We start from the raw sequence: 25,221 nt of genomic DNA on the forward strand, positions 1-25,221 counted from the left end.
CACCTCCGGTGGGGGCGGTCCGTCATGAATCGCCGCGCAGAATCCAGGTGTCCTTCGCGCCGCCGCCCCGTGAGGAATTGACGATGAGGCTGCCGCCGGCCGCGACCCGGGTCATCGCCGACGGCAGCACCGTGGGGTTGAGGCCGACGGCGCCGAGTCCGTCTCCTTCCCGCTCGGAGCAGACGAACACCCGCAGGTCCACCACCCGCGGCTCCAGCCGCTCACCGTCGAAGGTGGGGTGGCTGGTCAGCTGGACGACGTCCTGCGCCACCCAGTTCTGCGGGGAGACCAGCAGTTCGGCGCGGAGCCGGGCGAGTTCCTCGGGCGAGGCGTGCGGGCCGATGACGACGCCGGCGCCGCCCTGGCCGTCGACCGGCTTGACGACGAGTTCGGCGAGCCGGTCGAGCACCTCGTCCAGCACGCCGGGTTCGCCCGGAAGCATGGTGGGGACCTGGCCGAGCAGCGGCTCCTCGCCGAGGTGGTAGCGGATCAGCCGGGGCACCAGCGCGTACAGCGCCTTGTCGTCGGCGATGCCGTTGCCCCAGGCGTTGGCGAAGGTGAGCGCGCCGGCGCGGGTGGCGGCGGTCAGGCCGGGCCACAGCGGCAGGCCGTCGGCGCCGGTCGCCTTGGCGAGGTCGTCCTCGTCGATCCGGCGGTAGACGACATCGTACGGGCGCTCGTCCGCGGCCGCGCCGGCGGGCGCGTTGCGGCCGGGCCGGACCGCGTACAGCCGCCCGCCGCGGACCACCAGGTCGTCGGCGGTGTGCAGGGCGAAGTCCATCTCCGCGGCGAGGGTGCGGTGTTCGTACCAGGCGGAGTTGCCGGGGCCGTCACTGAGCACCAGCACCCGCGGGTCGGGGCCGGGCGCGGCGGCGCGCAGCGTACGGGCCAGCACCGCGGTGACGCCCTCGACACCCGCCACCCGCGGCCACGGCTCGATCGGGGCCAGCCGGCGGGCGGCCAGCGAGTAGGCGATACCGGAGGGCACCCGCAGGTTGTCCTCCAGCACCAGCCAGCCGCGGACCGCGTCCCGTACCAGGTCTATGCCGGCCACGGCGATGCGGACCAGTCCCGGCCGGGTCGGCAGCGCCCCCTCCCTGGCGGCCTGCGGCTGCGGCAGGAAGCCGGCCGGGACCACCCCGTCGCGCAGCGCGGTCTGCTCGCCGTAGGCGTCGTGCAGGAACGCCTCCAGGGCGCGGACCCGCTGGATCAGGCCGCGTTCCAGCATCGCCCAGTCGTCGGCGGTGACCAGCCGGGGCACCACGTCGAACGGGAAGATCCGGTGGGTGTCGTCGCCGTCGGTGCGGAACACCACGCCTTGGGCGCGCTGCCGCTGCTGGCGGGTGCGGCCGGCCTGCTGCAGGCCGGCGACGCCGGCCCGGTCGAGTTCGGCGAGCACCGGCCGGTACAGCGGCCGGACCTCGCCGGCCAGGTCGACCATCTCGTCGTGGTCGGCGCGGTAGCCGCGCAGCAGGCCGTTGTGGTGCGGGTGGTGTCCGACGCCCTCGTCGCCGCGGGTCTGGGCGACGAGTTGGGTGACGGCGGCGGGCAGGCCGTCGGTCTCGGCGGTCCGCCGCACCCGGTGCGCGGCGCTGCCCTGGCCCAGTGCCTCCTCGGTCAGTTCGACCACGTCGGTCCAGTCGCCGGTGCGCTCCAGGGCCGGGCGCAGCCGGGTCACCAGGGAGCGGATGACGCGCGGTGCCGGGCGGGGCGCGCCGTCGACCGGGTGCACCAGGTCGCCCTCCAGGCCGGAGCGGGCCGCCCGCCAGGTCGCGGCGCGCAGCCACTCCAGGCGTTCGTCGTCGCCGCGCCGGCCCTCGGCCACGGCGTCGCAGGCGTCGACCACCAGGGCGCGGAACAGGCCGGCGATCATCACGGCGGTCTCGGCGCGCGGACAGGCGTCGCAGATCCGCAGTTCGAGGGTCTGCAGGTGTGCGGAGGGGCGGACATCGTAGTAGACCATGCCCGCGTCGCTGATGACGCCGGAGGTGACGAGGCCGGCGATCACCTCGTCGTAGTGGTCGGCGGAGCGGAAGTGGCCGGCCGGTCCGGTGGTGGGCCAGCGTTGCCACAGCAGGGTGCGCCAGCTGGCGTAGCCGGTGTCGGAGCCGAGCCAGAACGGTGAGCTGGCGGACAGCGCGAGCAGGGCGGGCAGCCACGGCGAGAGCAGGCCCATGGCCATGATGCCGGTGTCCCGGTCGGGCACGTCGACGTGGACCTGGAGGCCGCAGATCAGCTGCTCCTCGGCGACGACCCGGTAGTTCTCGGTCATCCGCCGGTAGCGGGGGTCGGCGGTGGTGTCGATGGTGCCCAGCCGGGCCATCGGCGCGGTGCCGGCGGCGACCACCCCGAGCCCGAGCGGCTCGGCGGCGGCGGCCAGCGCGCGGCGGGACGCCTTGATGTCCTCCAGCAGGTCGCCGAGGGCGCGGTGCGGCCTGCTGTTGGCCTCCACGATGGACTGCTGCAGTTCGGTGGTGAAACCGCGTTCGGGCAGCCGGTCCAGCACCGCGCGGGCGCGGGGGACGAGGGTGCCCGACGTCAGGTCCACCACGTGGAATTCCTCTTCGACTCCGACCGCGACGGCCACGCCGTCTCCTCTCAACGTCAGATCCTCACGCAGGGTTCACCGGCGCCGGGACGCTCCAGGCGTCTCCTGCCCTGCCGGCTTGGTGGTGCACGTGGGGTCGTTGACCGCACCCGGTACCGAGCGGTGACCAACCGCCTGTGGTCGCCGCCTCGTTGCGGTGGACTACCGAGTGCTCGGGGCGAATGCAGTCGAGCAGTCGCTGTCCGAGAAGTGTCGGGCCGACCGGCCGACGATTCAAGAGACCCCCGCGACGGATCCGCGGGGACGGGGTGCGGCAGCGGCGCCGGACCCGCTGCGGGACGGGGGTCGGACGGGTGTCAGACCGGTTGCCCGCCGCGCCAGGAGTGGCGGGGGGTGAAGTCGAGCAGTTCGCGGCTGCGGTGCAGCGAGAACGGCACGGTGAAGCCGTCCAGCGGCTCGTCGAGGCGGGCGTGCGGGTGGTAGCGGCGCAGGAGTTCGGCGGTCGGTTCCAGCGCGCTGGTGTCGGGGGCGGCGACGTTGATGACCGTGTGCGCGGTACGGGCGGCGGGGCCGGGGCCGTCGGCGGGGCCGGTGAGCGGGGCGGTCAGGGCGGCGCCCACCGCGCGGGCGGCGTCGCGGGTGTCGAGCCAGCCCCACAGGCCGCCGCGGTCGAAGCCGGGGTCGCGGTGGACCCGGTCGAGCTGCCGCCGCAGCCGGTCGCCGGTCCCAAGGAACGGGAAGCGCAGGCTGGCTATGGTCATGCCCCAGCGCCGCGCGGCCGCGTCGGCGGTGATCTCGCCGAGGTACTTCGACAGCCCGTACACGTCGTCGCCGACGAAGGGGTGCTCCTCGGTGACGGGCACGCCGAGCGGCCCGGCGCCGCTTTCGGAGAAGGCGATGCCGAGCGCGGACAGACTGGAGACGTTGACCGCCCGGCCGACGCCGTGCCGCCCGGCGGCGTCCAGAACGCGGTAGGTGGCCTGCACGTTGTTGCCGAACACCTCGTCGTGGGGTGCGGAGTCGGGCGAGGGGATGGCCGCGGTGTGTACGACCGCGTCCACCGCGTGGAGCGCGCCGTCGAGGATCCCGGGGGCGAGGAGCTCGCCGGTGACCACCTCGTCGGCGGCGTCCGCGGCGACCGGAGCGCGGTCGAGGGCCCGTACCGTCCAGCCCGTTCCCCGCAGGTGGGCGACCACTTCGCGGCCGAGCGCGCCGCCCGCGCCGGTGACCAGGACCTTCACTGCGGCCTTCCTCTCGGTTCCTCTCGGCGCGGCCGGGCCGGCGCCGTCTCGGCCGCCGCGCTGCCCGGTGGGGTGTCGAGAATTTAACATGCCCATAGCATTGACCGGCTGTGATTGACTGGGCGCGCCGACGATCACCGGGCCCGATTCACCCTGCCCGCCCCCTTGCCCGCCCTCGTCGGCGGCGGCCCGGGGCTGCCCGCGGTCTCCCCCGGCCGGCGACGGCTGGCGACGGCTGGCGACGGCTGCCCGCAGCCGCCGGCGGACGCCGGCCGGTACTGACAGGTACCGGCAGTACCGGCAGGTGCTGACAGGTGCTGACAGGTACTCATCGAGATGCGAACCGGAGTTGCGCGATGACCGGATCCGACCCGAACCGACTGCTGGACGACTCCGGCTCGCTGCCGCAGGCCATGCCCCCGTGGCCGGCCCGCGACGCCCTGCGGGTGACCGCGGTACGGGCGGTCGTCACCGCGCCCGAGGGCATGCCGCTGGTGGTGGTCCGGGTCGACACCTCCGAGCCGGGCCTGTACGGGCTGGGGTGCGCCACCTTCACCCAGCGGTACGCGGCGGTGGTGGCCGCGGTCGACGAGCACGTCGGCCCGCTGGTGGTCGGGCGGCACCCGGCGGACATCGAGGACATCACCCGGTCGGTGCACTACTCGTCGTACTGGCGCAACGGGCCGGTGCTGAACAACGCGCTGTCCGGGGTGGACCAGGCCCTGTGGGACATCGCCGGCAAGCGTGCCGGGATGCCGGTGTACGAGCTGCTCGGCGGACGCAGCCGGGCGGCCGTCGAGGTCTACTCGCACGCGGCGGGCGGCACGGTGGAGGAGACGCTGGAGCAGGCCGAGACGCTGCTGGCGCAGGGCTACCGGCACATCCGGCTCCAGGTCGGCGGGCCGGGCCTCGGCACGTACGGCGCCCCGGGCACCCGCGGCGGCTACCCGCGTTCACCGCACCCGGACGGCTGGGACACGGCCCAGTACCTGCGGGCCACCCCGCGGCTGTTCGCGGCGGCACGCGAGCGGCTCGGCGAGGAGGTGAGCCTGATGCACGACGTGCACAGCCGGCTGACGCCCAAGCAGGCGGTGGTGCTGGCGCGGGCCCTGGAGCCGTACCGGCTGTCGTTCCTGGAGGACGTGATCCCGCCCGAGCTGTACGACCGGCTGCCGGAGGTGCGCGCAGCCTCGCCGGTGCCGATCGCGGTGGGTGAGCAGATCGGCTCGGTCGGGGACGCGGTACGGCTGATCAGGGACGGGGGGATCGACCTGCTGCGGCTGCACACCTCCGCGGTCGGCGGCCTCACCCCGACCCGCAAGCTGGTGGCGCTCGCCGAACTGGTCGGGGTGCGGACCGCGTTCCACTCCCCCGGCGACATCTCGCCGGTGGGCGTGGCGGCGAACCTGGCGGTGGACGTCTCCACGCCGGCCTTCGGCTACCAGGAGTCGCACACCTACAACGACGCGGCCAACGAGGTCTTCCCCGGCACACCGGTGGTGCGCGAAGGGCACCTGGCGCCGTCCGAACGGCCCGGGTGGGGGGTGGACCTGGACGAGAAGGAGGCGGCCAGGTACCCGCCGACGAAGTTCCTGCACGAGCGGTGGGCGACGGGCGTGCGGCACCCCGACGGCGGCCTCGACGCCCCCTGAGGACGGCGGGACCGGCGGCGGGACCGGCGCCCCGGGCAGCGGCTGGGCCGGACGGGGTACGGGGCCGGGCGGCGGCCGCTGCGCAGCCGCGGGGCGGGTAGGCGTCCGGTGAACGGGCGGCGGGCGGCGCGGCCCGGCCGACCGGTCCGCACGGCCGTCGGACCAGTGGAGAGGGGAACAACCCATGCAGGCGGTACTCGACGGAACGGTCCTCGCGGACGCTTCGGACACCGAGGTGCTCACCATCGAGGGCAACTGGTACTTCCCGCCGGACGCGGTGACCGCCCAGGCCCTCAGCCGCAGCGAGACTCCGTACACCTGCCCGTGGAAGGGCGTGGCCCAGTACTACACCGTGCAGACCGCGGAGGGCTCGTACCCGGACGCGGCGTGGGCGTACCCCGATCCGCCGGCGTCGGCGGTCGGCCGGGTCGGGCGGGACTTCAGCGGCTACGTGGCCTTCGACCGGAAGGTCACGGTGGGCTGACCCGCGGGTCCCCGTTTGGCGGCGGGTCCCTACCGCCGGTCAGGAGGCCGGACCGGCGGCGGGTCCGGCCGCGGGCCCGAGGGCCGGTCCGGCGGCGGAAACGCGGCAGGCGGCCCGGCCTCGCGGCGGACGACGAGCGCGGCGATGTCGTCGTCGAGGCCGCCGTCGCTGAACCGCACCAGCTGCTCGTGCAGCAGCCCGAGCAGCTCGCCGTCCTCGGTCGGGTGCAGCCGGCGCGCCCACTCCAGCAGCGGGAAGAACGCGCCGGCCCGGTCCCGGGTCTCGGTCACGCCGTCGGTGCACAGCAGCAGCGCGTCGCCGGGGGCCAGCCGGAAGGCGTCCACGTGGTATCCGCCGCCGATCAGCGCGGCCATGTTCAGCGGCGGCGACGGCAGGTCGGGATCCAGCCGGCGGACCCCGCTTCCGCACAGCAGCAGCGGCGGCGGGTGGCCGCAGTTGAGCAGTTCGACCCGGTCGCCGACGGGCGGGATCTGGGCGAACACGGCGGTGGCGAACCGCTCCGCGGCGTCGTCGGCCGGCCGGGAGGCGGTGTACCGGCCGAAGGTGACGTCCAGCCGGCGGGCGACACCGGCCAGGTCCGGTTCGTCGTAGGCGGCCTCGCGGAAGGAGTTGGTGAGCGCGCTGGCCACGCCCACCGCCGACAGGCCCTTGCCGCGCACGTCGCCGAGGAGCAGCCGCACGCCGTACGGGGTCTCCAGTGCCTCGAAGAAGTCGCCGCCGATCCTGGCCTCCTCGGCCGCCGCCAGGTAGAGCGACTCGATGCCGACGCCGCCGATGTGCCGCGGCACCGGGCGCAGGACCACCGCCTGGGCGGCGTCGGCGACCGACCGGACCCGGGTCAGGGTGCGTTCGCGTTGGAGCCGCACATGGGCGGCGTACGCGGCCGCGGCGGTGACCGCGGCGACGGCGGCGGCGGCGAAGGCGGTGGCGGGCTCGCCGTAGGCGAACTGGACGCCGAGCACCAGGAGCATCGTCAGCACGCCGAGGGCGACGGTGGCGGCCACCGACCACATCGACGCCGCCAGTGCCGGGGCGGCCGGCAGCAGCCGGCTGATGGTGAAGTCCTTGGGCGTGGACACCGCGAGCGAGCCGATCACCGCGGTCAGCAGCAGCGGGGAGAGCCGGGAGAGGTCTCCGCCGTGCCTCGGCACACGGCGGCGCCGGGGGCGTTCGGGTGTGGTCACAGACCTGAGCGTATCGGGACGATCAGGTCATATCGTGCCGCCGGGCGCGGCCGGGGCCCGCGGACAGATCCCGCCGGCAGGCGCTAACCGGCCGCGGGCGGGCTCCAGCCGGGGGCGAGCGCGCAGGACATGTAGTGCGTCCGGGCCCAGCGGAGCCACACCCTGGGGTGAACGGCTCCGCTCGGTCCGGCGTACCGCGCGCACTCCGCGCAGCCCTCGCGCGGTAGCGGCTCCGTTTCGTGGTCGTCGAGGTGATGGGTCGCCCAGCCGTAGAGGAAGGCGCCCGGGTTGGGCGTCGCCGGATCTTCGAACCTGGCGGCCAGCTCGGCGCAGCGCGCGCATTCCCGACCCTCACCGACACCGTTGCTCACGCGCAGAGCCTACGGCGCCCGGCGGAGGGATGTGCCGGATTGCGACGACCGCCGCCGGACGGCGGAAGAGCCCGCACCAGGCTCGCGATCAGCTCTTTTCCGGCTACGCCTCCTCGAAGGCGATCACGCCCGCCGGGCAGAACGCGGCGGCGTCGCGGACGGCGGCGTGCGCGCCGGCGGGCGGGGTCGGGTCGAGGAGGACGACGATGCCCTCCTCGTCGGACTGGTCGAAGACGCCGGGCGCGGCCAGGACGCACTGACCTGCTCCGCAGCATTTCTCCCGGTCGACGCGGACACGCATGGCCATGGGTCCTCCGGGTGGCGGGACGACGGGAACGGATCGTGCGGCGGGGCCGGTCACCACGTGACGGGCAGCGCGTGGACGCCGTAGACGATCATGTCGGTCCGGAACGCGATCTCCTCGAACGGCACCGCGAGCCGCAGTTCGGGCAGCCGGCGCAGCACGGTGGCCAGCGCGACCTGGAGTTCCACCCGGGCCAGCGGCTGGCCCAGGCACTGGTGGACCCCGAAACCGAAGGCGACGTGCCGGCGGGCGTCGCGGGCCACGTCCAGGGCGCCGCCGCCCGGGAAGGCGTCCTCGTCGCGGTTGGCGGCGTTGAGCATGCACAGCACGCCCTCACCGGCCCGTATCCGGGTGTCGCCGACGGTGACGTCCTCGGTGGCCACCCGGGCGACACCGCTCTGCACGATGGACAGGTAGCGCAGCAGTTCCTCCACCGCGCCGCGCACCGCCGGGTCGTCGCCGGCCAGCACCGCGGCGCGCAGCCGGGCGAGCTGGTCGGGGTTTCGCAGCAGGGCCAGTACGGACAGGGCCGTCATGTTGGCGGTGGTCTCGTGCCCGGCGACCAGCAGCAGCCGGGCCATGGCGGCGGTCTCGTCCCGGTCCAGCTCACCGGAGGCGGCCAGCCGGCCCAGGATGCTGTCGTCGGGCGCGGTGGCCTTGGTGTCGGCCAGCCGGGCGAGGTAGCGCAGCAGTTCGTCCTGGGCCTGCTCGATCCGCTCGGGCGCGGACGCCTGGTCGAGCATGATGCGGCTGCGCTCCTGGAAGAAGGCGTGGTCCTCGTAGGGCACGCCGAGCATCGAGCAGATGACGATGGAGGGCAGCGGCAGCGCGAAGCCGGCCACCAGGTCGGCCTCCTGGCGGCCCTCGGTCATCCGGTCCAGCAGGTCGTCGGTGAGCCGCTGGATCTCGGGGCGCAGCGCCTCGATCCGCTTGACCATGAAGTCGGCGGTCAGCATCCGGCGCAGCCGGGCGTGTTCGGGGTCGTCCATCCGGATGAAGGACGGGTGCCGGCTGGTGAGGACCTTGCGTCCTGCGTTGAGGAACGGGAAGCCGGGGTGGGTGGCGTCGGCGCTGAAGCGGGGGTCGCGCAGCACGGTCCTGACGTCCTGGTGGCCGGTCAGCAGCCAGCAGGACGAGCCGTCCCACAGGTCGGCGCGGGTGACGGGGTGTTCGGCGCGGGCCCGCTCGTAGGCTGGCGGCGGGTCGAAGGGGCAGGTCCCGCGCGGGGCGGGGGCGGTGAGGGTGGCGGGTCGTGGTCCGGTTAAGGCCATGGAGGGGCGCTCCTTCCGGAGGGGCGTGCGAGGGCACGGAGGTAATTGCCCGCTACACCAGATGCTCGGGGCAATTAACCTGCTGTCACGCTAGCTCGCGCTGCGTACCCGCGGAAGTGCGCACCGGCCCGCCCGCGGAATCTGACCGGAACCCGCCGGTGCCCCTCCCGCCAGCGGGTTCCGGTACCGAACACGTGTCCGTGGCGGGCCCGTCGCCCGATCAGCGGGCAGGCCCGGCCGGTCCGTCGCGCCGGCCACCCGGCCGGCCGGCCGGTCAGCCCGGCAGCACCGCCAGCGAGCCGGACAGCACCTGGAGCGAGACCCGGTGCGGCGCGTCCGCCCGGTGCGGCACCCGGACCTGGACGTCGGCGGAGGCGGCCGAGGTGGTGACGGCGTAGCCGCCGCCGGCCGCGGCGGGCAGCCGCAGGGTCATCGCGGCGGAGGTGGCCCGTACCGCGAGGGCGTCCGGCGGGGCGGCGAAGGCCAGGTCGGCGCTGCCCGAGGTGACCGCGACATCGGCCCGGGAGGGGCGCAGGCCCCGCGCGGTGAACCGGTCGGAGGCGGTGGTGACCGTCAACGGCCCCCCGATGCCGGTGAGGTCGGTCTCCCCCGAGGTCTGCCGCAGCCGCAGCCCGGTGTGTGCGGGCACGGTCAGGACCAGCTCGCCGGCGCACGGTGTGCCGTCGCCGCGCGCGTCCTGGCAGCCGAGGGTGAGGGTTCGCGCGCCGGCGGCGTCGCGGGCGGCGGTCCGGATCCGGGCGGGCACGCCGTCGCCGCGGTGGAAGGTCCCGGTGACCTGGTGGGCGCCGGGGTCCGCGGTGACCTGGATCCGGCCGGAGACGCCGTCGAGGACCACCAGGTCGGTGTCGCCGGCGTGGAAGCCGGCGGTGGTGGCGCCGTCGGGGGCCGCGGGGGCGGCCAGGCCGAGGGCGCCGGGCCCGGGGCGGCCGCCGCGGCGGCCGTCGTGGCCGCTCAGGACCAGGGTGACGATCACGGCGAGCGCAAGCAGCAGGACCGCGACGAGTACGGCCGGCCGGGTCGGCCGCCGCAGCGAACGGCCCACGGGTTCAGCGGTGTTCATGCCCGGTCGGCTACCCGCGTCGCCCGGCCCGAATCCGCCGGGCCCGGTGGCGGGCGCGTGGCGAAGCCCCCGGCGCGGCGGACGGCCGGGGGCATTTCCGGGGTCGGCGACCCTGGAGTGGGGTCAGGAGGCGATCGTGCCCGACTCGGTGATGACGACCTTGGAGGTGGGGTTGCCGCTGCGGGTGCCCTTGGTCTCGATCTGCTTGACCAGTTCCGAGCCCTCGACGACCTCGCCGAACACCACGTGCTTGCCGTCCAGCCAGGACGTCACCACGGTGGTGATGAAGAACTGCGAGCCGTTGGTGTTCGGGCCGGCGTTCGCCATCGACAGCAGGAACGGCCGGTCGTGCTTGAGCTGGAAGTTCTCGTCAGGGAACTTGTTGCCGTAGACGCTCTTGCCGCCGCGGCCGTCGCCGCTGGTGAAGTCGCCGCCCTGGAGCATGAAGTCCGGGATCACCCGGTGGAAGGCGGAGCCGGCGTAGCCGAAGCCGTGCTGGCCGGTGGCCAGCTCGCGGAAGTTCTGCGCGGTCTTGGGCACCACGTCGTCGAAGAGGCGGAAGACGATCCGCCCGGCGGGCGCGCCGTCGATGGAGATGTCGAAATACACGTTGTCCATGGGCTCCATCCTGACATCCTCACCGGGTGCGGCGGACCACCGCCCCTCCCCCGGCCGCCCCTTCCCCGGTGTGCCGGCTCCGCCCGGCGGGGGCTCCTCGGGTGCCGGGCGGCGGGAGCGGATGATGGAGCGCCGGACGGACGCGTCCGCAGGACGTCCGCAGGACACCGGGGGAAGTCCGGTGGAACCGGCGGAGACCGAAGGAACCGGGAAGAGGGAGAACACATGGCGGCCACGGTGGACAGCGGCGGGCGGTCACGGAACCTCGTGCTCGCGGCGATGATCTTCGCCGTCGCCATGACCTTCATCGACCAGACCATCGTGTCCATCGCCGTACCGCAGATCCAGGACGAGCTGGACCTGTCCAGCACGGGCGTGCAGTGGGCGGTCAACGCGTACCTGCTGACGCTCGCCGCGTTCTTCGCCTACGGCGGGCGGCTCGCGGACACCGTCGGCCACCGCCGGGTGGTGGTGGCCGGGGTGGTGGTCTTCGCCGCCGCGTCCCTGCTGTGCGGGCTCACCCCGAAGGGCTCGCTCGCGCAGGCGTGGATCGTGGTGTTCCGGGCCGTGCAGGGCGTGGGCGGGGCGATCATGTTCCCCGCTGCGCTCGGTATCGTGGTGCAGACGTTCGCGCTCCGCGAGCGCGGCAAGGCGCTGGCGCTGTTCTTCGGCGTCGCCGGCGGACTGACCGCGGTCGGCCCGATCCTCGGCGGGTATCTGACCGAGTGGACCTGGCGGGCCATCTTCTGGGTGAACATCCCCGTCGCGGTGATCGCGCTGATCCTGATCGCGCTGTCCCGGCCGGTCACCGAGCACCGGCCGGCGCCGATGGACTACCGGGGGCTGGCGCTGATCGTCGCCGGCGTGGCGCTGAGCGTGTTCGGCTTCCAGCAGGCGCAGATCTGGCACTGGTCGAACCCGGCCACCGGGCTGTGCGTCGCGGCCGGACTGGCGCTGCTGGTGGTCTTCCACCGAGTGGAGGCGCGCACCGCCTCGCCGCTGATCCGGGTGGGGATCTTCCGCAACCGGGCGTTCCTGGTGGAGAACCTGGTGCTGGGCATCACGATGCTGGTCTTCGTCCCGTTCTTCTTCTTCGCCAGCGAGTACGCGCAGATCGGCCTGGGCAAGTCCGCCTCGGGCGCCGGGCTGTACCTGCTGGACTTCTTCATCGGCTTCGTCATCGCCTCGCAGATCGGCGGCCGGCTGCTGGACCGGGGCGGTGCCAGACGGCCGGTGGTGCTCGGCTGCGTGCTCGGCGCGGTGGGCTTCTACCTGCTGGCCGGGAAGGTCACCGACCTCGATTTCGGCGCCCAGTTCTGGTACATCGTGCTGGCCGGCGCCGGCATGGGCATGATGCTGACGCCGGCCAGCACCGACGCGGTCAACCGGGCGTCCCGGCTGTCGTACGGCGAGGCCACCGGCATCACCCAGACGGTCCGCAACTACGCGGCCAGCCTGGGCCTGGCGGTGCTGGGCACCGTCTCGGTGGCGCGGTTCGAGTCGAGGGTGCGCACCTCGCTCGCCGCCCAGGGCGTGCCGGCGGGCAGGGCGTCCGCCCAGGCGCACGACATCGCGCAGTCCCGTCAGTCCACTTCGGGCGACGCCGTGATCCCGCACTTCATCCGCGCGGACTTCGCGTACGCCACCCGGACGATCTTCTTCGTGATGGCCGGGATCATGGCCGTCGCGGCGATCGTGGCCTACTTCGGTCTCCAGCGCGGGCTGCAGGCCGAGGAGGCGGTCGCCGAGCCGTCCGGTGCGGGCCCGGCGGCCAGGGCCCCGGGCGACGGCGCGCCGCGGGAGTAGCCGGGCGCCGGCGCCGGGCGGCTACAGCGGCGCCGGGGAGGAGGCGTCGGGAATCAGCAGGTGCGGGGCGCCGCTGCCGTCGGCGGGGACGCTCCACAGGTCGGTGCTCTTGGTGTCGCCCTCCTTCGGCAGCGCGTAGGCGACGGTGTCGTCGTCGATCCACGCCGCCTGGTCGTCCACGCTGTGGTGTTCGGCCAGCGGTGTCTGCTGGAGGGTGCGCAGGTCCAGGACGTACTCGTGCCAGAGCGAGGCGCCGGCCAGCACGCGCTTCTTGAACGCGATCCGGGTGCCGTCCGGGGACAGCGAGGGGCACTCGACGTTGTCCACGCCGACCGAGGCGATCGTCCGGCGGGAGACCGAGCCCCTCACCAGGTGCGTCTGGCCGCTGGTGCCGAGCGTCGCGTAGAAGGTGTCGTCGTCGGCCGCGAAGGTGACGCCCCAGAAGTTGTCGTCCACGTTGCGGTACCTCTTGCCGTCCAGCGTGATCGCGAAGTCCTCCAGGTTGGGCAGCAGCTTCCAGGTGCGGGTGTCCACGATCGAGGTGCGGGTGGAGAAGAACGCGGCCCCGTAGGACTCGCCGCCGACGAACACCGTCCAGGCGGCGAGGTGGCCGCTGGGCGAGACCCGGGCCCGGCTCGGGGTGCCGGCCAGCGGGAAGGTCCGCAGGGTGTGCAGTGCGCTGTCGACGACGACCGCCCGGTTGGTCTGGGCGACCAGGCCGAGGCCGGACTGGAGGCAGACCCCGGTGCCCTCGGCCGCGTAGAACCGGGCGCACTTGAGGTCGGCGGCGGTGCGCGCGCCGCCGGGCCGGTCGTCGGCGACGGTGGCGACATCGGTACGGCTCGGGCCGACGGCGGAGTTGATGAAGGCCAGCCGCTTCTTCTGGGTGAGCGTCACCGGCCCGCCGGCGACGGCGGGGCCGCCGGCCCGGGGCTTGTTCTTCGCGTCCGCCTGGGAGGCGGCGTGCAGCACGAATCCGGTGCCGAGGCCCGCGAGCAGCAGGACCGCCACGGCGAGAACGAGCAGGCGGTGTCTGGGGGTCATGGTGGTGGTCCTCGGGCGTGTGGCGTCGTTCGGAAGGAGGGCCGGCTCGGCGTGTCGGCCGGGGACCGGTGGCACGGGCGGCCGTTCGCTCATCGCCGGCCGCCCGACGGGCGCAGCACCAGGCCGGCCACCACCGCGCACAGCAGCAGCCCGACCGCGGAGCCGAACAGGGCCCGGGTGTCGCCCCAGACGGTCCAGGCGGCGCCGAAGGCCAGCGAGCAGCAGAACCGGGCCAGCGCCTGGCCGGTGCCGACCAGTGCGAGGCCGCTGCCGCGCAGCGCCTCCGGCACGACGTCGGCGACCGCGGCCGGCAGAACGCCGTCGGTGGCGGCGTAGAAGGTGCCGTGCAGCGCGAGCACCAGGTACGGCAGGGCGGCAGTGGCCGGCGCCCACAGCAGCAGCGCGTACCCGGCGAGCAGTCCCGCGTGGCCGGCCAGGAAGACGACGCGCCGGCCGATCCGGTCGGCGAGCACCCCGGCGGGCACCGCGAGCAGCAGGAAGACCGCGGAGGTGCCGAGCGGCATCAGCGGGAACCACTCCTCGCCGATGTGGGCGCGCTGCTGGAGCAGCAGGTACACGAACGCGTCGCTGACCGTGGTCAGGCCGAGCAGCACCGCGCAGCCGGTCAGCGCCCGCAGCCGCGGCAGCCGCAGCAGGCCGGCCGCCTCGCGCAGGTTCACCGGCCGCCGGCCGCGTTCGGCGGCCACTCCGCCGAAGCCCTCGGCCCGCGACTGCCGCCTGCCCGGCACGAACAGCACCAGCACCAGCACGCCCAGCACGGCGACGCAGGCGCTGACGCCGAACACCGCGTGGTAGCCGTCGGTGGCGGCGCGCAGGATCAGGAAGGCGGTGATCGGCCCGAGCACCGCTCCGGTGGTGTCCATCGCGCGGTGCACGCCGAAGGCCCGGCCCCGGGACTCCGCCGGGGTGGACAGCGATATCAGCGCGTCGCGCGGCGAGGTGCGCAGCCCCTTGCCGGTGCGCTCCAGCGCCAGCACCACCCCGAGCGGCCCGAGGCTCTGCACGAACAGCAGCAGCGGCTTGCACAGCGCGGACAGCCCGTAGCCGAGGCCGGCGATGAGCTTGTGGTTGCGCACCCGGTCGGCGAGGTGCCCGCCGGTGAGCTGGACGAGCGCGCTGACGCCGTTGTAGACGCCGTCCAGGGTGCCGAAGCCCAGCGGGCTGAGCCCCAGGCCCACCACCAGGTACAGCGGCAGTACGGCGGTGACCATCTCCGAGGAGATGTCGGTTATCAGGCTGACGGCCCCGAGCGCCAGCACCACCTGTGGCACCCGCCAGGCCGGCCGGCGGATGCCGTCCGGGGCGGTGTTCGCGCCCGCCGGGGCGGCGCGGTCCGCAAGATACATGGTCCTTCCCCCCTTGCTCCGTTCCCCCTGCCGAGGTCAGCCCTGACGGCTGCTCTCGTCCCGCAGCCAGGTCCCGAAATCCTGGTCGCGGATGGTCTTCGCGGCCCTGCGGCGGGCCGTGACGGCCGCGGCCAGGAACACCGCCACCGACGGGAGCAGCCCCGGCTCCCGCCGCAGCAGCGTACGCAGGTCTCCTGTGCTCGTCCGCGCCGACGGCGGTGCCGCGTCCTGCTCCGGGGCGCCCTCCGGCCGGGGTTCCCCAACCCCCGCGGACCGCGCCTGCCGGTGTTCCAACTGCGCGGTCGAGACCGCGGCCCGGATCCGCCGCCTGACCAGGTCGGCCCAGGTCCGCGGCGGCCGCACGACGACACGGGCGGCGGCGACCACCGTCCGCTCCCCCGGCGCGAAGGCCAGTGACGCGGCGAGGTCGTCGGCCATCAGCGGGGGCAGCGCGGCGAGCCGGTCGTAGCCCTTCTCGGTCACCGCGATCACCCCCCGCCCGAACAGCCCCTCGCGTACCGCCGGCAGCCTCGTCCACACCCGGTAGTACGCCCGGACCCGCCAGTCGCAGCCGGTCATCGGCAGTTCCCGCTCGGGGGCCGCCGCCAGCAGTCCCGGCGCGCCGGCGAGCGCGTCGGTCAGCGCCGTGACGTCGCCGGCGCCGAGCACCACGTCGGCGTCGACGTACAACCGCGGGAAACCGCGGGCGTGTTCGTCACCGGTACGCAGTGCGACGTGTTTGGAGGGGACCGGGATCTCGACCACCCGCACCCCGGGCCGGACACCCGCCACCTTGGCCGTGTCGTCGGTGCAGCCGTTGCAGACTACTACGATGTCGGGCGGCTGCCCGGCGGCCGGGTCGCCGGACTCGCTGCAGTAGTCGCTCGTCAGGGCGTCCAGCAGCCGGCCGATGACCCGCTCCTCGTTGTGGGCGGGTATCACGATGCTCGTCACGGGGTGAGTATGCAGCCGGAAACGGTGCCGTCGGCAGGTGTTTCGTCCAAGTCTTCCCCAGTGCCGGGGCCAGTGGTCTAGATTGGGCGTCGCGCAACCGGTTTGTGCGGAGCGCGAAGCCCCGCCGGAGCGGTCGGCGCCGCGGGGAACCACGGGGGAAGTCCGGCACATCACAAGAAGCGGGCACCGCTGTACGCGTGGGCCCGGCCGCGGGGATGCGGCCGGGGCCGCTCGGTACCGGTTCCCGTACCCGTCAGTACCAGTCAGTATGTTAAGAGCTCCAAAGAGCCACGCACTCCGTGGCGGCGCGGGCGTGGGGACGCCGGGGCCGCCGCGCCGGGGTGGCGCGGCGGGGTGGGGGGACAGCGCATGACCGTGGGCCGGGTCACTCCTGGGCGACACACGGCTGCCCTCGCCGCCTTCCGCGCCGTGCGGACGTGGCGGGCAGGCCAGCCGACGTGTACGAAGGGGAGACGCACACCGTGACGGACAGCACCCAGACCAGGAAAGCCGCGCGACCGGACGGCGGGGCGCTCGGAGTCGCCGTGGTCGGGGCCGGCTACTGGGGCCCCAACCTGGTGCGCAACTTCCAGGCCAGCCCGGACTTCCGGCTGCGCTGGCTGTGCGACCTCGACGTGGACCGGGCCCAGCGGGTGCTGGGCGGCTACTCCACCGTCGCGGCCACCTCGGACTACGCGGCCGTACTGGCCGACCCGACGGTGGACGCGGTGGCGGTGGCCACCCCCGCGGGCACCCACCTGGAGGTGGCGCTGGCCGCGGTCAGGGCCGGCAAGCACGTCCTGGTGGAGAAGCCGCTGGCGGCCACCTACGCGGACGGCGCGCGGCTGGTCGCCGAAGCCGCGGACCGCGGGCTGACCCTGATGTGCGACCACACCTACTGCTACACCCCGGCGGTGGCCGGCATCAGGGAGCTGGTCCGCTCCGGTCAGCTGGGCGAGATCCACTTCGTGGACTCGGTGCGGATCAACCTCGGCCTGGTACAGAAGGACATCGACGTGATGTGGGACCTCGCGCCCCACGACCTGTCGATCCTGGACTTCATCCTCCCGGAGAACACGGAGCCGGTCGCGGTCGCCGCGCACGGCGCGGACCCGATCGGCGCCGGCCGGGCGTGCGTGGCGTATCTGACCCTCCAGCTGAACACCGGCGCGATCGCCCACGTGCACGTGAACTGGCTGTCGCCGACGAAGGTCCGCACCACCATGGTCGGCGGCTCCAAGCGCACCCTGGTCTGGGACGACCTCAACCCGGCGCAGCGGCTCGCGGTGTTCGACCGCGGGGTGGACCTGGCGGCGCCGCAGGAGATCGGGGCCAGCGAGCGCCGGGACATGATGGTCTCCTACCGCTCGGGCGACATGGTCGCGCCGGCGCTCAAGGAGAAGGAGGCGCTCGGCAGCATGGTCGAGGAGTTCGCCGGGGCCATCAACGAGGGCCGGGCGCCGCTCACCGACGGCCGGGCCGGCCTGCGGGTGCTGGACATCCTCGAAGCGGCGTCGCGGAGCCTGGAGTTCCGCGGCGCGGTGGTCGGCCTGCGCGCCGGGCACTGACCACGGCCGCCGCCCGGCGGCCCGCAGCCACACGCCCGGCCCGGCTCCGTGCCGCCCGGGAGACCCATACGCCCGAGACGGCGGACGCGAGCGAGCGGATCGACATGAGCGAGTCAAGTTGGGAACCAGCGGGATCAGTGGGGGACGAGAGTTGAGCACGGTACGAGGCAAGAGGATCCTGGTCACCGGAGGCGCCGGCACGATCGGCTCCCACCTGGTGGACCGGCTGGTCGACGGCGGCGCGCAGCATGTCGTGGTGCTCGACAACTTCGTCCGCGGCCGGACGGCGAACCTTTCGCGGTCGGCGGGCAGCGGCGTCGTCGAGGTGGTCGAGGGCGACATCCGCGACCGGGCCACCGTCCGGAAGGTCACCGAGGGCGCCGACCTGGTGTTCCACCTGGCCGCGATCCGGATCACCCAGTGCGCGGAGGAGCCCCGGCTGGCCAACGAGGTGCTGGTCGACGGCACCTTCAACGTACTGGAGGCCGCCGCCGCGGCGGGGGTCGGCAAGGTGGTCGCCTCGTCGTCGGCCTCCCTCTACGGCCTGGCCGAGACCTTCCCCACCACCGAGCGCCACCACCCGTACAACAACGACACGTTCTACGGGGCCGCGAAGGCGTTCAACGAGGCCATGCTGCGCAGCTTCCACGCCATGTACGGCCTGGACTACGTGGCGCTGCGGTACTTCAACGTCTACGGGCCGCGGATGGACATCCACGGCCTGTACACCGAGGTGCTGATCCGCTGGATGGAGCGGATCGAGGCCGGACAGCCGCCGCTGATCCTCGGCGACGGAACCCAGACCATGGACTTCGTGCACGTCAGGGACATCGCGCGGGCCAATGTGCTGGCCGCGGAGTCCGACCTGACCGACGAGGTGTTCAACGTCGCCAGCGGCACCGAGACCTCCCTGCAGGAGCTGGCGCTGGGGCTGCTGGAGGCGATGGGCGCAGACCTGCCGCCCGAGCACGGGCCGGCCCGCGCGGTCAACGGGGTGACCCGCCGTCTCGCGGACACCTCGCTGGCCGCCGAGCGGCTCGGGTTCACCGCGGAGATCGATCTGCGGGCGGGCCTGCGGGACCTGGTGGACTGGTGGCGGGCCGAGCGGGCGGCGGACCTGGCCGCCGCGGCCGGCGGCGCGGCCACCGGGCCCGGGACCGCCCGATGAGCGCCCCGGCCCGGCCGGCCGCCCTGGAGCGTATCCCGGTGATGATCCCGTGGCTCGGCCCGGAGGAGGCGCAGGCCGCCGCCGACGCCGTGCTGTCCGGCTGGGTCGCCCAGGGGCCGCGGGTCGCCGCGTTCGAGGCGGCCTTCGCCGAGCGGGTGGGCGCCGCGCACGGCGTCGCGGTCAGCTCCTGCACCACCGCGCTGCACCTGGCGCTGGTGGCGCTGGACCTGGGCCCCGGCGACGAGGTGGTCGTCCCCTCGCTGTCGTTCATCGCCACCGCCAACGCGGTCCGCTACGTGGGCGCGCAGCCGGTGTTCGCCGACGTGGAGGCGGCCACCGGCAACCTGACCGCCGCGACGGTGGACGCGGTGCGCACCGAGCGGACGAAGGCGGTGGTCGTGGTCCACCAGGGCGGGGTGCCCGCCGACGTGCGCACCCTGCGGGAGCGCTGCGCGCAGTGGGGCGTCGCCCTGGTGGAGGACGCGGCCTGCGCGATCGGCTCCACGGTCGGCGGTGCCTCGGTCGGCCGCGGCGCGCTGCTGGCCGCCTGGTCGTTCCACCCGCGCAAGGTGGTCACCACCGGCGAGGGCGGCATGATCACCACCGACGACGCCGCGTGGGCGCAGCGGCTGCGCCGGCTGCGCGAGCACGGTATGAACGCCTCCGCGGCCCAGCGGCACGCCTCCAGCACCCCGGTGCTGGAGAGCTACCTCGAAGTCGGTTTCAATTACCGGATGACCGACATCCAGGCCGCGGTCGGCCTGGTGCAGCTCGGCAAGCTCGACGAGATGGTGGCCAGGCGCCGCGCGCTGGCCGCGCGCTACGACGAGCTGCTGGCGGACGTGCCGGGCCTGGTCCCGGTCCGCGACCCGGCGTACGGGCAGGGCAACTTCCAGTCGTACTGGGTGCTGCCCGCCGAGGACTTCCCGGTGGGCCGGGACGAGTTGCTGGCGGCGCTGTCCGAGGCCGGGATCTCCGCCCGGCGCGGCATCATGGCCGCCCATCTGGAGCCGGCCTACCGCGGCCATCCGCACGTCGCGCTGCCGGTGACCGAGCGGATCAGCCGTGACTCGCTGATCCTGCCGCTGTTCCACACCATGACCGAGGCGCAGCAGGACCGGGTGATCGCCGTGTTGCGCGAACAGGCTCGGGCGTGAGCGGCCCCGGCCGGGCGCGGAGCGGCGCGCTGGTCATCGTGGGCGCGGGCGGGTTCGCCCGGGAGGCCGCGCAGGCGGTACGCGACACCCAGGCCGCAGACCGGGCCGCGGACCGCGCCGAGCGCTGGCGGCTGCTCGGCCATCTGGACGACGACCCGGCGCTGCACGGCACCGAGGTGGACGGCGTCCCGGTGCTGGGCGGCTGCGACCTGGTGCCGGAACTGCCGCAGGCGCGGCTGCTGGTGTGCGTGGGCAGCCCGCGGGACTACGCGGTACGGGCCAGGCTGGTGCGCCGGCTGGCCCTGCCCGAGCAGCGGTACGCCACGCTGGTCCACCCGGCCGCGGTGGTCTCGGACTCCTCGTCCGTCGGCCCGGGTTCGGTGCTGCTGGCGCACTGCGTGCTGACCGCGGCGGTACGGGTCGGCGCGCACGCCGCGGTGATGCCGCACGCGGTGCTGACCCACGACGACGTGGTCGAGGAATTCGCCACCATCGCCTCCGGCGTCCGGCTCGGCGGCGGGGTGCGGGTGGCCCGCGGCGCCTACGTCGGCGCGGGCGCGCTGGTGCGCGAGCACACCGTGGTCGGCGCCTGGTCGCTGGTCGGCATGGGCGCCGCGGTGCTCGCCGACGTGCCGCCGGGCGAGGTCTGGGTGGGTTCCCCGGCCCGCCGGCTGCGCGCGGCCGGCCCGGCGGCGCTGCGGGAGCTGGCCGGCGGACAGCGGCCGGGCGGCACCGGCGAAACGGACACGACCGGCCCGCGGCCGGCGACACGGATGGGGAGCCCAGTCATATGAACCAGATACCGCTGGTCGATCTGAAGGCGGCGCACGCCGAGGTCGCCGAGCAGGTGCAGGCCGGGTTCGAGCGGGTGCTGGCCCGTACCGCCTTCATCGGCGGCGACGAGGTGCGCGACTTCGAGCGCGAGTACGCCGCGTTCGCCGGTGTCGCGCACTGCGTGGGGGTCGCCAACGGCACCGACGCCCTCGAGCTGGCGCTGCGGGCGAGCGGCGTCGGGCTCGGCGACGAGGTGGTCATCCCCGCCAACACCTTCATCGCCACCGCCGGGGCGGTGGCCAGGGCCGGGGCCCGCCCGGTGCTCGCGGACTGCCTGCCGGACTCCTACCTGCTGGACCCGGCGGCGGCGCTGGCCGCGGTCGGCCCGGCCACCCGGGCGGTGGTGCCGGTGCACCTGTACGGGCAGTGCGCGGAGGTGGCCGGGCTGGCCGCGGCGCTGCCGTCCCGGGTCCGGGTCGTCGAGGACGCCGCGCAGTGCCAGGGCGCGACCCGTGACGGGCGCTCGCCGGGCAGCGGCGGTATCGCCGCCACCAGCTTCTACCCCGGCAAGAACCTCGGCGCCTACGGCGACGCGGGCGCGGTGCTCACCGACGACGAGGAGCGCGCCGGCCTGGTGCGGGCCGTCGCCAACCACGGCGGCGTCGCCAAGTACCGCCACGACGTGGCCGGGTTCAACAGCCGGCTCGACGGTCTGCAGGCGGTGGTACTGCGGGCGAAGCTGGCCCGGCTCGCCGAGGGCAACCGGGCCCGGCTGGCCGCCGCCGCGCGCTACGACGCGCTGCTGGCGGACCTGGTGGCGGCCGGCCGGGTGGTACCGCCGGTCACCGTGCCCGGCAACGAGCACGTCTGGCATCTGTACGTCCTGCGCGTCGTCGGCGCCGACCGCGACGACGTGGTCGGCAAGCTCAACGCCGAGGGCGTCGGGGCGGGTGTCCACTACCCCGCGCCGGTCCACCTGACCCCGGCCTTCGCCCACCTCGGCCACCGCCGGGGCGACTTCCCTCATGCCGAGGAGGCGGCGGACCGGATCCTCTCGCTGCCGCTCTTTCCGCAGATCACCGCCGAACAGCAGCAGCGAGTCGTCGACACGCTCGCCGCCGCCCTGCGCTGACGCCGGACCGCGGCAGCCGGCCGCGGCCACTTCGGTGCTCAGTCACCGCTTCGCTCCTCCCGCCTCACCGAGCCGGGCCTGGCACCAGAGAAGTACAGAGGAACAGATGTACAGAAAGAGCAGACTCATCCGGGGCCTGTTGTGCGCCCTGGTCGCCGCGGTGGTCGCGGCCGTCCTACCGGTGGTCGTCAGTTCCGGGGCGTCGGCGTCCGATCCCTGCGGGACCGGTTCCAACCCGATCGTGTGCGAGAACTCCAAGGCGGGCACGCCGATGGAGGACTGGTTCGCGCCCAGCGCCTATGGCAACGTGCAGGGCTTCCCGACCAAGGACAGCGTCCAGGCCGGCGACACCATCCAGTTCAAGGTGCAGTCGCCGGTTCCCTACCACGTCGAAATCTACCGGCTCGGCTACTACGGCGGCGACGGGGCCCGGCAGATATCGACCGCGGCCCAGGCCGCGGCGAGCTACCCGGCCAACTTCACCCGGGACGGCACCCCGGGCAGCCCGCCCGACAACACGGTGAACGACGGTGACGCCGACGGCAAGCCGCTGGCCTGCACCACCGACGACACCGGGCTGCAGGACTGCGGCAACTGGCCGGTGACCGCCAGCTGGACGGTGCCGAGCGACGCCGTCTCGGGCGTGTACATCGCCAACTTCGACCAGACGGACGGCAACGGCGTGATGCCGTACCCGTTCGTGGTGCGCAACAACGCCAGCCACTCCGACATCGTGGTACAGACCGACGACGAGACCTGGCAGGCGTACAACAAGTGGGGCGGCCGGAACCTGTACGACGGCAACGGCCCCGCGCCCGACGGCCGCGCGTACCAGGTCAGTTACAACCGCCCGATGGACATCGGCGGTGACAACGGCGTCTACGGCTCCGAGTACGAGATGCTGTACTGGCTGGAGGAGAACGGCTACGACGTCAGCTACATCTCCGGCATCGACATGTCCACCAACGGTTCGCTGCTGCTGAACCACAAGATGTTCATGTCGTCGGGACACGACGAGTACTGGACGCAGGACCAGTTCACCAACGCGCTCGCGGCGCGGGCGGCCGGTGTCAACGAGACGTACTTCAGCGGCAACGAGGTCTCCTGGAAGACCCGGCTGGCGCCGAGCATCGACGGGTCGGCCACCGCCGACCGCACCCTGATCTGCTACAAGGAGACCAAGCTGGAGTTCGCCGTGCCGGACGGCATCCCGGACCCCGATCCGCAGGTGTGGACCGGCGCCTTCCTGGACCCCGGCAGCGCCGCCAAGGGCGAGCCGTTCCAGCCGCAGAACATCCTGACCGGGTCGCTGTTCACCGTGAACGGCTACCGCAGTGACGCCATCACCGTGCCGGGCACGTACGCGGGCATGCGGCTGTGGCGCGACACCAGCGTCGCCAACCTGCTGCCGAACCAGACGGCGACCTTCCCGGTCGGCACCCTCGGCTACGAGTGGGACAGCGACCTGCCCGGCGTGACCCGGCCGAGCGGCCAGATCGACCTGTCGTCGACCACGGTGGACATCACCGACGGCAAGCTGCGGATGGACTACGGCAACGTCTACGGCAACGGCACCGCGACCCACAACCTGGTCGAGTACCGCGACCAGACGTCGGGCGCGCTGGTGTTCGGCTCCGGCACCGTGCAGTGGTCGTGGGGCCTGTCCAACGTGCCCACCAGCGACCCGGACGACCAGGTGACCACCGCCGACAAGCGGATGCAGCAGGCCACCGTGAACCTCTTCGCGGACATGGGCGTCCAGCCCAAGACGCTGCAGAGCGGCCTGGTCGCGGCGACCGCGAGCACCGACCACACCGGTCCGGTGGTCACCGTGACCACCCCGGCGCTCGGCACCACGGTGCCGGCGCTCAAGCCGGTCGCCATCACCGGCACCGCCGCTGACGTGGGCGGCGTGGTGGCCCGGGTGGAGGTCTCCACCGACGGCGGCACGACGTGGAACGCCGCGACCGGCACCACGTCCTGGAGCTACTCCTGGACCCCGACCGACACCGGCACCCCGCAGATCAAGGTCCGCGCCGTGGACGACAGCGTCAACATCGGCGCCGTCACCACGGTCCCGCTGACCGTCGGCGCCCAGCAGTGCCCGTGCACCATCTGGCCCGGCACCGCGGTGCCCGGCACCGTCAACGGCGGCGACGGCAGCTCCCTGGAGCTCGGCGTCAAGATCCGCAGCAGCTCGCCCGGCTCCATCACCGGCATCCGGTTCTACAAGTCCCCGAACAACACCGGGACGCACACCGGCAGCCTGTGGAGCGCGAGCGGCCAGCGGCTGGCCACCGGCACCTTCACCGGCGAGACCGCGTCCGGCTGGCAGCAGCTCAACTTCGACAGCCCGGTACCGATCAAGGCCAACACCACCTATGTCGCCTCGTACTTCGCGCCGAACGGCGGATACTCCTACGACGGCGGCTACTTCAGCGCCAAGGCGGCCGGCCTCGCGCCGCTGACCGCGCTCAAGTCCGGGACGGACGGCGGCAACGGCGTCTACCACTACGGCTCGTCGGGCGGCTTCCCCGACTCGGCGTCCGACGGCAGCAACTACTGGGTGGACGCGGTCCTGGACACCTCCTCGGCGAGCAGCGCGCCGCCGGTGGTGACGGTCAAGGCGCCGACGTCCGGGGCGGCCGACGTGCCGATCACCGCTCCGGTGACCGCCACGTTCAACGAGGGCATCGACGACACCACGCTGGTGATGTCGCTCAAGGACCCGGACGGGAACAACGTGCCGGGGACCAGGTCCTTCGCCTCGGCGAGCAGCGTGACGTTCACGCCGTCCACCGAGCTGGCGCTGAACACCGTGTACACGGTCTCGGTGCAGGTGGACGACCTGTGGGGCAACCACATGGCGTCCCCGACCACCTGGTCCTTCACCACCAGCACCACGCCCCCGGCGGTCACCTGCCCGTGCACCCTGTGGCCGGGCACCACCGTGCCGGCGACCACCGACATGACCGGTGACACCAACTCCGTGGAGCTGGGCGCCCGCTTCACGTCGGCGCTCAACGGCTACATCACCGGCGTCACCTTCTACAAGGGCGCGGGCAACACCGGTACCCACACCGGCAGCCTGTGGTCGGCCGACGGTACGCAGCTGGCGACCGGCACGTTCTCCAACGAGACCGAGACGGGCTGGCAGCTGCTGTCCTTCACCGACCCAATCCCGGTCACCGCGGGCACCGCCTATGTGGTGTCGTACCACGCGCCGAACGGCCACTACGCGGTCGACGGCGGGTACTTCGCCGGTGCGCACCAGTCGTATCCGCTGACCGCGACGGCCGACGTCGCCGGGACTCCCAACGGTCTGTACCGCTACGGTTCGGATCCGGCGTTCCCGAACGGCAGTTACGGGTCGGCGAACTACTGGGTGGCGCCGATCTTCAGCACCACCCTGCCGCTCCCGCCGTCCGACGGCACCACCTCGGAAACCACTCGATAGCCCTGCCGGAACCCCGGCA

Annotated in this window: 20 protein-coding genes; 9 read left to right on the forward strand and 11 right to left on the reverse strand. The window is 73.8% G+C overall.

Translation table 11 applies throughout. The annotated features are described in order from the left end of the window. Positions 1-22: 22 nt before the first annotated feature. Together RLT57_RS01795 and RLT57_RS01800 are read right to left on the reverse strand one after the other, a co-directional pair. A complete protein-coding gene (locus RLT57_RS01795) occupies positions 23-2,587 on the reverse strand; it encodes a carboxylate--amine ligase/circularly permuted type 2 ATP-grasp protein (protein ID WP_311295588.1) in 2,565 nt (854 codons plus the stop codon). A 317-nt stretch (positions 2,588-2,904) separates the two neighbouring features. After that, positions 2,905-3,789, reverse strand: a complete 885-nt coding sequence (locus RLT57_RS01800; RefSeq protein WP_311295589.1) for an NAD-dependent epimerase/dehydratase family protein — start codon at positions 3,787-3,789, stop codon at positions 2,905-2,907. A gap of 356 nt (positions 3,790-4,145) precedes the next feature. On the opposite strand from RLT57_RS01800, the gene RLT57_RS01805 reads away from it, so the two are divergent. Both RLT57_RS01805 and RLT57_RS01810 read left to right on the forward strand, forming a co-directional pair. Beyond that, positions 4,146-5,441: an enolase C-terminal domain-like protein gene (locus RLT57_RS01805; RefSeq protein ID WP_311295590.1), complete on the forward strand. Its 1,296-nt coding sequence runs from the start codon at positions 4,146-4,148 to the stop codon at positions 5,439-5,441. 184 nt (positions 5,442-5,625) lie between these two features. Next, entirely contained in the window at positions 5,626-5,925 is a 300-nt protein-coding gene (locus RLT57_RS01810; RefSeq protein ID WP_311295592.1) for a DUF427 domain-containing protein, read from the forward strand. Positions 5,926-5,954: 29 nt separating this feature from the next. On the opposite strand, the gene RLT57_RS01815 is transcribed toward RLT57_RS01810, so the two are convergent. The 6 genes from RLT57_RS01815 to RLT57_RS01840 form a co-directional block, all read right to left on the reverse strand. Next, positions 5,955-7,130, reverse strand: coding sequence for a PP2C family protein-serine/threonine phosphatase (locus RLT57_RS01815; protein ID WP_311295593.1), 1,176 nt, complete (start codon positions 7,128-7,130; stop codon positions 5,955-5,957). A gap of 83 nt (positions 7,131-7,213) precedes the next feature. Continuing rightward, entirely contained in the window at positions 7,214-7,501 is a 288-nt protein-coding gene (locus tag RLT57_RS01820; protein ID WP_311295594.1) for a hypothetical protein, read from the reverse strand. Positions 7,502-7,604: 103 nt separating this feature from the next. Beyond that, the gene (locus RLT57_RS01825) at positions 7,605-7,802 is read right to left on the reverse strand and encodes a ferredoxin (protein WP_311300533.1); all 198 of its coding nucleotides are present in this window, start codon (positions 7,800-7,802) and stop codon (positions 7,605-7,607) included. 56 nt (positions 7,803-7,858) lie between these two features. Continuing rightward, positions 7,859-9,076 (reverse strand): cytochrome P450, encoded by a 1,218-nt coding sequence (locus RLT57_RS01830; protein WP_311295595.1) that lies wholly within the window; start codon positions 9,074-9,076, stop codon positions 7,859-7,861. Between the two features lie 274 nt (positions 9,077-9,350). Continuing rightward, on the reverse strand, positions 9,351-10,157 hold the full coding sequence (locus RLT57_RS01835; RefSeq protein ID WP_311295596.1) for a hypothetical protein: 807 nt from the start codon (positions 10,155-10,157) through the stop codon (positions 9,351-9,353). A 123-nt stretch (positions 10,158-10,280) separates the two neighbouring features. Beyond that, complete coding sequence (locus RLT57_RS01840) at positions 10,281-10,775, reverse strand: peptidylprolyl isomerase (RefSeq protein WP_311295597.1); 495 nt, start codon at positions 10,773-10,775, stop codon at positions 10,281-10,283. 225 nt (positions 10,776-11,000) lie between these two features. Between RLT57_RS01840 and RLT57_RS01845 the strand changes: the two genes are divergently transcribed. After that, positions 11,001-12,581, forward strand: a complete 1,581-nt coding sequence (locus tag RLT57_RS01845) for an MFS transporter (protein ID WP_311295598.1) — start codon at positions 11,001-11,003, stop codon at positions 12,579-12,581. A 21-nt stretch (positions 12,582-12,602) separates the two neighbouring features. On the opposite strand, the gene RLT57_RS01850 is transcribed toward RLT57_RS01845, so the two are convergent. The 3 genes from RLT57_RS01850 to RLT57_RS01860 all read right to left on the reverse strand — a co-directional run bounded on the left by RLT57_RS01850 (position 12,603) and on the right by RLT57_RS01860 (position 15,946). Beyond that, entirely contained in the window at positions 12,603-13,625 is a 1,023-nt protein-coding gene (locus RLT57_RS01850; RefSeq protein ID WP_311295599.1) for a TolB-like translocation protein, read from the reverse strand. 89 nt (positions 13,626-13,714) lie between these two features. Further along, on the reverse strand, positions 13,715-14,992 hold the full coding sequence (locus tag RLT57_RS01855; RefSeq protein ID WP_311295600.1) for an MFS transporter: 1,278 nt from the start codon (positions 14,990-14,992) through the stop codon (positions 13,715-13,717). A gap of 36 nt (positions 14,993-15,028) precedes the next feature. Next, on the reverse strand, positions 15,029-15,946 hold the full coding sequence (locus RLT57_RS01860; protein ID WP_311295601.1) for a glycosyltransferase: 918 nt from the start codon (positions 15,944-15,946) through the stop codon (positions 15,029-15,031). A gap of 482 nt (positions 15,947-16,428) precedes the next feature. On the opposite strand from RLT57_RS01860, the gene RLT57_RS01865 reads away from it, so the two are divergent. From RLT57_RS01865 to RLT57_RS01890, 6 genes are all read left to right on the forward strand, one after another. Continuing rightward, positions 16,429-17,514 (forward strand): Gfo/Idh/MocA family protein, encoded by a 1,086-nt coding sequence (locus tag RLT57_RS01865; RefSeq protein WP_311295602.1) that lies wholly within the window; start codon positions 16,429-16,431, stop codon positions 17,512-17,514. A gap of 151 nt (positions 17,515-17,665) precedes the next feature. Then, the gene (locus RLT57_RS01870) at positions 17,666-18,682 is read left to right on the forward strand and encodes an NAD-dependent epimerase/dehydratase family protein (protein ID WP_311295603.1); all 1,017 of its coding nucleotides are present in this window, start codon (positions 17,666-17,668) and stop codon (positions 18,680-18,682) included. Continuing rightward, the gene (locus RLT57_RS01875) at positions 18,679-19,839 is read left to right on the forward strand and encodes a DegT/DnrJ/EryC1/StrS family aminotransferase (protein ID WP_311295604.1); all 1,161 of its coding nucleotides are present in this window, start codon (positions 18,679-18,681) and stop codon (positions 19,837-19,839) included. Before RLT57_RS01870 ends, RLT57_RS01875 begins: the two co-directional genes overlap by 4 nt. Beyond that, complete coding sequence (locus tag RLT57_RS01880) at positions 19,836-20,633, forward strand: acetyltransferase (protein WP_311295605.1); 798 nt, start codon at positions 19,836-19,838, stop codon at positions 20,631-20,633. Before RLT57_RS01875 ends, RLT57_RS01880 begins: the two co-directional genes overlap by 4 nt. Next, positions 20,630-21,745 (forward strand): DegT/DnrJ/EryC1/StrS family aminotransferase, encoded by a 1,116-nt coding sequence (locus RLT57_RS01885; protein ID WP_311295606.1) that lies wholly within the window; start codon positions 20,630-20,632, stop codon positions 21,743-21,745. Before RLT57_RS01880 ends, RLT57_RS01885 begins: the two co-directional genes overlap by 4 nt. A 106-nt stretch (positions 21,746-21,851) precedes the next feature. Next, the gene (locus tag RLT57_RS01890) at positions 21,852-25,202 is read left to right on the forward strand and encodes a DUF4082 domain-containing protein (RefSeq protein ID WP_311295607.1); all 3,351 of its coding nucleotides are present in this window, start codon (positions 21,852-21,854) and stop codon (positions 25,200-25,202) included. The last annotated feature ends 19 nt before the right edge of the window (positions 25,203-25,221 follow it).

Source organism: Streptomyces sp. ITFR-21 (genome assembly GCF_031844685.1).
Lineage (GTDB): Bacteria > Actinomycetota > Actinomycetes > Streptomycetales > Streptomycetaceae > Actinacidiphila.

Bases quoted from the DNA above. Each gene is read 5' to 3' on its own strand.
- RLT57_RS01850 (WP_311295599.1), bottom strand. From the start codon at position 13,625: ATGACCCCCAGACACCGCCTGCTCGTTCTCGCCGTGGCGGTCCTGCTG.
- RLT57_RS01890 (WP_311295607.1), top strand. From the start codon at position 21,852: ATGTACAGAAAGAGCAGACTCATCCGGGGCCTGTTGTGCGCCCTGGTC.
- RLT57_RS01825 (WP_311300533.1), bottom strand. From the start codon at position 7,802: ATGCGTGTCCGCGTCGACCGGGAGAAATGCTGCGGAGCAGGTCAGTGC.
- RLT57_RS01845 (WP_311295598.1), top strand. From the start codon at position 11,001: ATGGCGGCCACGGTGGACAGCGGCGGGCGGTCACGGAACCTCGTGCTC.
- RLT57_RS01830 (WP_311295595.1), bottom strand. From the start codon at position 9,076: ATGGCCTTAACCGGACCACGACCCGCCACCCTCACCGCCCCCGCCCCG.
- RLT57_RS01855 (WP_311295600.1), bottom strand. From the start codon at position 14,992: ATGTATCTTGCGGACCGCGCCGCCCCGGCGGGCGCGAACACCGCCCCG.
- RLT57_RS01805 (WP_311295590.1), top strand. From the start codon at position 4,146: ATGACCGGATCCGACCCGAACCGACTGCTGGACGACTCCGGCTCGCTG.
- RLT57_RS01875 (WP_311295604.1), top strand. From the start codon at position 18,679: ATGAGCGCCCCGGCCCGGCCGGCCGCCCTGGAGCGTATCCCGGTGATG.
- RLT57_RS01835 (WP_311295596.1), bottom strand. From the start codon at position 10,157: ATGAACACCGCTGAACCCGTGGGCCGTTCGCTGCGGCGGCCGACCCGG.
- RLT57_RS01810 (WP_311295592.1), top strand. From the start codon at position 5,626: ATGCAGGCGGTACTCGACGGAACGGTCCTCGCGGACGCTTCGGACACC.
- RLT57_RS01885 (WP_311295606.1), top strand. From the start codon at position 20,630: ATGAACCAGATACCGCTGGTCGATCTGAAGGCGGCGCACGCCGAGGTC.
- RLT57_RS01840 (WP_311295597.1), bottom strand. From the start codon at position 10,775: ATGGACAACGTGTATTTCGACATCTCCATCGACGGCGCGCCCGCCGGG.